At 38.0% G+C, this 6059-nt stretch carries 7 protein-coding genes; 4 read left to right on the top strand and 3 right to left on the bottom strand.

Annotation, left to right across the window (positions count from 1 at the left end; genetic code table 11):
* Window positions 1-54: 54 nt before the first annotated feature.
* Both CHU92_RS06985 and CHU92_RS16190 read right to left on the bottom strand, forming a co-directional pair.
* Complete coding sequence (locus CHU92_RS06985) at window positions 55-591, bottom strand: hypothetical protein (RefSeq protein WP_094413984.1); 537 nt, start codon at window positions 589-591, stop codon at window positions 55-57.
* Window positions 566-1444, bottom strand: a complete 879-nt coding sequence (locus CHU92_RS16190; RefSeq protein WP_094413986.1) for an RHS repeat-associated core domain-containing protein — start codon at window positions 1442-1444, stop codon at window positions 566-568. The genes CHU92_RS06985 and CHU92_RS16190 overlap by 26 nt, the downstream gene beginning before the upstream one ends.
* 198 nt (window positions 1445-1642) lie before the next feature.
* Here CHU92_RS16190 and CHU92_RS06995 point away from each other — a divergent pair, with 198 nt between their 5' ends.
* On the top strand, window positions 1643-2293 hold the full coding sequence (locus CHU92_RS06995; protein ID WP_094413988.1) for an outer membrane beta-barrel protein: 651 nt from the start codon (window positions 1643-1645) through the stop codon (window positions 2291-2293).
* Window positions 2294-2363: 70 nt separating this feature from the next.
* Here CHU92_RS06995 and CHU92_RS07000 read toward each other — a convergent pair whose 3' ends face one another.
* Window positions 2364-3002 (bottom strand): porin family protein, encoded by a 639-nt coding sequence (locus tag CHU92_RS07000; RefSeq protein ID WP_094413990.1) that lies wholly within the window; start codon window positions 3000-3002, stop codon window positions 2364-2366.
* 91 nt (window positions 3003-3093) lie between these two features.
* Here CHU92_RS07000 and CHU92_RS07005 point away from each other — a divergent pair, with 91 nt between their 5' ends.
* The 3 genes from CHU92_RS07005 (at window position 3094) to CHU92_RS07015 (ending at window position 5964) form a co-directional block, all read left to right on the top strand.
* A complete protein-coding gene (locus CHU92_RS07005) occupies window positions 3094-3993 on the top strand; it encodes a site-specific tyrosine recombinase (protein WP_094413992.1) in 900 nt (299 codons plus the stop codon).
* 77 nt (window positions 3994-4070) lie between these two features.
* Window positions 4071-5588 carry a sensor histidine kinase gene (locus tag CHU92_RS07010; RefSeq protein ID WP_094413994.1) on the top strand — a complete coding sequence of 506 codons (1518 nt, stop codon included), beginning with the start codon at window positions 4071-4073 and terminating at the stop codon, window positions 5586-5588.
* Window positions 5575-5964: a response regulator gene (locus CHU92_RS07015; protein WP_094413996.1), complete on the top strand. Its 390-nt coding sequence runs from the start codon at window positions 5575-5577 to the stop codon at window positions 5962-5964. The genes CHU92_RS07010 and CHU92_RS07015 overlap by 14 nt, the downstream gene beginning before the upstream one ends.
* The last annotated feature ends 95 nt before the right edge of the window (window positions 5965-6059 follow it).

The raw sequence follows: 6059 nt of genomic DNA on the forward strand, positions 1-6059 counted from the left end.
GCGGTTGTGCATTGGTATGGAAGAGGCTATAAAAACCACCAGAAGGTGGTTAAGTTATTTTAGGTCTTCAAATAGAGTTATAAACTTTAGCTCATCCTTAATTAAATCTTTATCAATAGAATTCGGAAAACTATTGGCACTAAAACTCATAATTAATTTATTATCAACTCGAACAAAGTATCTATAGGTGTATCTTCGAGAACTATTAACTTTACAAGTTACTAATGTGTTACTTTCCGCTAGATTATTAAATGCACTGCTAATAATATCCATTTTATCTTTTGGTAATTCTCTCATTACATCATTTTCAACAACATATAATTTACCTCCAGTAATATAAACTCTTTTAAAGTGCTCTTGCGTTTCATATCCTGAATCTAATAATATTCTAACAATATCTAAGGACTTATCATTGTCCGAATTGAAATCGTTCATGTTTAAGGCAATATATTTGTCTCCACCGCTATAACTGGTTTCAGACCCTATATTTGCTTTAATGCATTCATTATTTGTATTTTTATTTTGAGCAGAACATCCATAGATGAACAACAACAAGAACAAAATTTTAATTTGATTTTTTATAATAATCATAACCTTCTCTCTTTACATTAATTGTTTTTGTTTTAACCTCAGCCTTTCCTGAAAATGGACTGATAGATTGAATTTGGAGATTATAAGTTTCTCTTAGAGGAATTACTGTACCCCGAGAATTACTTACCTCACCTCTTATTATATTTTCAACATGCGAAGCACTAGTTTCATTAATTTCTGAATTTCGATTATTGACATCCATTATCTTTTGCGTAACAGTTTTAGGGTCATCAGTAATTGATATAGCTGGCATATCGATTGGAGAATCTACACCATTGTCAACATCAACAGCATGTCCAGTTTCATGACCAATGACAAATTCATTTTCAGCCCCTTTCTGGTCAAGGTCAATTTTAAAATCAGTTCCATTACCAGTTTCTCTATTTATTTCACCTACTGTTGATACAGAAGAGCCTTCACCTCGATTAAAACTAACTTTATGTACGTTATCAGACTTTTTTAATTGATTCCAGTTATTCGCATGTGTTTTTGAATCCTTCATCAACTGCCTATTCCGCTCCTTAAATTCCCGCTTCATTTGTCCAAATTCTTTGCGGCTTTGCCCTTCGGCCCTAACGAACTTAACTTCCATTCCATTTGGGTCAACTAGTTCAATGGGATTGTTAAAAACATAAGCATACGGATTAATACCATAATATTTCTCCGCCAGCGGGTCAATATTATGCCACCTGCCCAAAGTTGGGTCATAATTACGTGCCCCATAATCATACCAGCCAAGCCCCAGCTCATCCTGCAGTTCTTTCCCGTTGTACTTATACTTATAATTCCCTTGCTCATAGGACGGGTTCAGCGATACCACCCCATAATTAGCCTCATATTCCTTGCGGGTCATGTTATAGTTGCGCTGCNAAAATTTATAAATTCGATGATTTCTATTTCATTTGATCTTATGCGTTTATCTTAAAGTTGTTAGAGTTAATGTACAAAATTTAAAAATCGTGGCACGCCTCCAAAAAATGAACGCCAATTAATTTTACTTGTTAAAAAATGTATACATTTGCAACAACGTAACCAATAAATTTAACAAAAAATGAAAAAAATTATCCTTTCTGCAGCTGCATTATTTGCTTTTGCTTTTGTAAATGCACAAGAAGCTGAAACTCCGGCTTTTGGATTCAAACAAGGAGACGTGCTTTTAGAAGGTAACCTAAGCTTCGGTTTTTCTAAAGACGAAGATGATGCTGGCGAAGTTAAAGAAAGTACTTTCAACTTTAACCCTAAAGCAGGTTATTTCCTTACTGAAAAGCTTGCTCTTGGTGTAGAATTCGGTGTTGGTTCAGAGAAAACTGAAGACACTCCTAATGGAGGTACAACTGCTGAAACAACAACTAACAGCTTTAACGCTGGTGTATTTGCACGTTATTATTTCCTTGATCTTGGTCAGAGGTTTAAAACGTATGCTGAAGCAGGTGTAGGTTATGGTTCTTCAAAAGACGAAGAAGATGGCCAGGAGGTTAGCAAACTAACTGGTTTTAATGTTGGTATTGATCTTGGTATCAACTACTTCATTACTGAAAATTTTGCTATCAACTTTGGCCTAACCAACGTTCTTGCATTCAACAATGAAAAAACAGAATTCCCTAGCGGTGCTGAAACAAAGACAAATTCATTCGAAGGAAACTTTAATGTATTTAACAACTTCTTTGATACAGCTCAGTTTGGTCTGACTTGGAAATTCTAATTATCATTTAGGTTATAACAGAAAAAGCCTCCCATTTAAGGGAGGTTTTTTATTTTAAGGGAGTTTTTGTTTAAAATTTATATCCAATGCCAATCTGGAAAACAGAATTATTAACTGAATTCTGAATACCAGGCCTTTCTTTAAGGATATCAGTTACACCCTGTGTATAGCGTGCCGTGGCAAACAACCCCAACTCTGTCTGAAAAGTTAGGCCGCCGGCAACACCAAATTCAAAAGTTTCTGCTTCATCAGTGTTTGTATCTCCGGCATTATCATTGGGCAGGCTGTCTATCTCTTCATTTACAAGGAAGCTAAACTGTGGGCCAGCTTCCAGGCTGAACCCTTTGAATAAATACACTTTTGCCAGTACAGGCACATTGATGTAATCTAATTGGTATTCCAGGGTTTCATTGCCACTGAATAAACCTCCCGGTACATCAACTTCAAACCCTTGTCCGGAATACAACGCTTCTACCTGAATAGAAAAGATATCGGCTAAAGGAAATTCACCAACCAGGCCAACGTGGAAACTGGTCCTGGAATCGGGGCTTTCAAAATCTCCGTTTACTGTTGCGAAGTTTACACCACCCTTAACACCCCAGCTAAAAGCCATCGAGTCGGCATTACTTGCATCTTCCTGTGCATTTGCGGTGATAACACTGCTTATTATAAATGCACCTGCTGAAATTAATTTACGTAGCTTCATCATTAATTTAGTTTTAGTTTTGTAGTGTCAAAAGTATTCCTTTCAGTAGCGGAGTGTTGTAAAATAATTCTTAATTCACAAAACTTTAACCTGTATGAAAAGTTGGATAAAATTAATGTCAGACTACAAGTCATACCTCAGGATAGAAAGGGGCCTCTCAGAAAACTCTGTAGCCAACTATCTTCTTGATGTGCAGCGGCTTGTTGATTATCTTTCTGAAAAACAGGCAGATGTTTCCCCAATTACAATTTCTGATGAAGTTATCCAGGACTTTATTTACCGCCTGGCCGGCGAGCTAAGCCCACGTTCGCGGGCCCGGATTATTTCCGGGCTCAAGAGCTTTTTTAATTACCTGGTTTTTGAAGATTACCGTAAAGGATCGCCCATGGAACTTATAGAAGTCCCCAAAATTGGCAGGAAGCTTCCGGATACATTATCAGTCGAAGAAATTGACAGCCTGATAAAAGCAATAGACCTTTCCACTAATGAAGGTGAAAGAAACAGGGCTATGCTCGAAACGCTGTATGGTTGCGGCCTGAGGGTTTCAGAATTGGTTAGCCTAAAGATATCTGACCTTTATTTTGAAGAAGGATTTATCAAAATTACCGGCAAAGGCAACAAGCAGCGTTTTGTGCCGGCGGGTCCATCTGCCCGCAAATACATTGATTTGTACCGCAATACTATACGCAGTGGCATAACGGTACAAAAAGGCCATGAAGATACGCTGTTCCTTAACAGGCGCGGCAGGGGGCTTACCAGGGCAATGGTTTTCACGATTATTAAAGGCCTTGCAGTAAAATCAGGCCTGCATAAAATCATAAGCCCGCATACGTTCAGGCACTCATTTGCCACACACCTGCTCGAAAATGGCGCTGACCTGCGCTCAATACAGCTGATGCTGGGCCATGAGTCCATTACAACTACAGAAATTTATATGCATCTGGACCGTAAGTTCCTCACCGAGGTTTTACAGTCGTTTCATCCGCGGAAGTAACGGATTATAAAATATTGACATAAATTGTATAGTTATATAGAAACTAAGATTATTTTTGTAATAAATTTTCATTTTAAATGAAGTTTCTCAAATCTACAGAAACAGGAGAAAGCACCAAACTGAAAGCATTTTATAAAAAACTGCTGGATCAGGTGCCTGACCTCATTTTTAAAATGGTATGGTTTAAAGATGATTTATATTCCATTATTTATACCAGCGAAACTGTTAATGAGATTTATGAACTTTCTGTTGGCCAAGCCCTTAATGACACCGATATTCTTTTTAAAGGCAGGGTTGTGCCTGAGGATCGGCCACTCATTTTGGAGAGCCTGGAAAAATCCAGGGTTACAGGCTGCCTCTGGGATCCTGAATACAGGGTTATGCTCCCGCAAAAGGGGCTTCGGTGGCTTAAACTCATTGCAAGGCCTGAGCCACAGCAGAACGGTACCATACACTTTTATGGAAGGATTACGGATATAACGGATTATAAAGCACAGGAGCAGCGGCTGAAAAAGTCAGAGGAGCGCCTCAAATATGCCCTTGCAGCCGCCTCAGAAGGTATCTGGGACTGGGATATAGCAAAAGGCAGGACTTACCTGTCGGGACACGCCATGCAAATCCTGGGCAGGGAGGAGGAAGATATAGAGGTACCTTCGCAATTCTGGTTAGACCGCATTCATCCTGATGATATTGAAGCAAGGGAAAAAGCCAGGAAAAAAGGTTTAAAAAAAGACGCTTCTTATGAGAGTATCTACAGGGTACGAAGGGATGACGGGACGTACCGGTGGCTCCTGAGCAGGGGAAAAGCAATAGAGTTTGATGCCAAAGGTAAGCCTGCCAGGGCTATCGGCGTACATAAGGATATAACGGAAATAAAAGAGAAAGAAATCAACCTTGCTAATACTATAAGCATAATTAGCAGCCAGAACAATAAGCTCAGCAACTTTGCCCATATTGTGTCCCACAACCTGAGGTCGCATGCCGGAAATCTCAAGATGTTTATTGATCTCTTTAAAAACGCTGATGAAGCCGCCCGTAAAGAAATGATGCAGCACCTGGAAGAAATTTCAGACGGGCTTTCCATAACTATTGGACATCTTAATGAACTGGTAGCCATACAGTCTGAAGTAAAGATTGTAAAAGAAAAACTTAATCTGAGGCATTACCTTAAAAATATTCTTAATATTTTGCATAATGAAATTATCAAACATGGCGTTACAATAGAAATAAATATTCCCATTGATGTCACCGTAAATTATAACCCGGCATATCTCGAGAGTATTTTGCTTAATTTTACGACAAATGCCATTAAATATTCGAGTCCTGACCGTAAGCCAATGCTGTCCTATGATTATAGCATCTCTGATGGCAGAAAAGTACTTTCAGTGACAGATAATGGGCTGGGAATTGATCTAAAAAGGCATAAAAATTCTTTATTCGGGATGTATAAAACATTTCATAAACACCAGAATTCGCGTGGGATAGGCCTGTTTATAACAAAAAACCAGGTAGAGGCCATGGGGGGAAAAATAGAAGTGACAAGCGAAGTAAATAAGGGCACCACTTTTAAAATCTATTTCAATGAAGAAGATTAATACACTCTATGTTATAGATGATGATAAAATTTATCATTTCTTATTCAGTAACCTGCTGAAGCAAAATAGTATTGATGTTGATACTTTGTTCTTTCCCAATGGGTTAGAGGCGATAGACCATATAAAGCATATGCCTGACGGGGCCTCATTGCCAGACCTGATTTTACTGGATGTCAACATGCCTATTATGAATGGCTGGCAGTTTTTGGAAGAATATACTAAAATAGTACCTCAGGGAACGCCTGTTACGATATATATGATCAGCTCATCTAACAATGAGGTAGATATAAATAAGGCGAGGGATTTTGGTGAAGTTGTAAAAGATTATTTCCTTAAGCCTATCTGCAAGGAAGATCTTGAAAAGATATTTACCTGATTATATTTATTATTCTAAAATTATCTATATGAAGTGGTTTAAACTTATTTGCTAAGTACACGACAAAAATTGTATTAAATTAATTTCCAGCTTAT

This window comes from Flavobacterium cyanobacteriorum, from assembly GCF_002251835.1.
Lineage (GTDB): Bacteria > Bacteroidota > Bacteroidia > Flavobacteriales > Flavobacteriaceae > Flavobacterium > Flavobacterium cyanobacteriorum.

Coding starts and splice junctions, on each gene's coding strand:
- CHU92_RS07005 (WP_094413992.1), top strand. CDS start 3,094: ATGAAAAGTTGGATAAAATTAATGTCAGACTACAAGTCATACCTCAGG.
- CHU92_RS06985 (WP_094413984.1), bottom strand. CDS start 591: ATGATTATTATAAAAAATCAAATTAAAATTTTGTTCTTGTTGTTGTTC.
- CHU92_RS07015 (WP_094413996.1), top strand. CDS start 5,575: ATGAAGAAGATTAATACACTCTATGTTATAGATGATGATAAAATTTAT.
- CHU92_RS07000 (WP_094413990.1), bottom strand. CDS start 3,002: ATGATGAAGCTACGTAAATTAATTTCAGCAGGTGCATTTATAATAAGC.
- CHU92_RS16190 (WP_094413986.1), bottom strand. CDS start 1,444: ATGACCCGCAAGGAATATGAGGCTAATTATGGGGTGGTATCGCTGAAC.
- CHU92_RS06995 (WP_094413988.1), top strand. CDS start 1,643: ATGAAAAAAATTATCCTTTCTGCAGCTGCATTATTTGCTTTTGCTTTT.
- CHU92_RS07010 (WP_094413994.1), top strand. CDS start 4,071: ATGAAGTTTCTCAAATCTACAGAAACAGGAGAAAGCACCAAACTGAAA.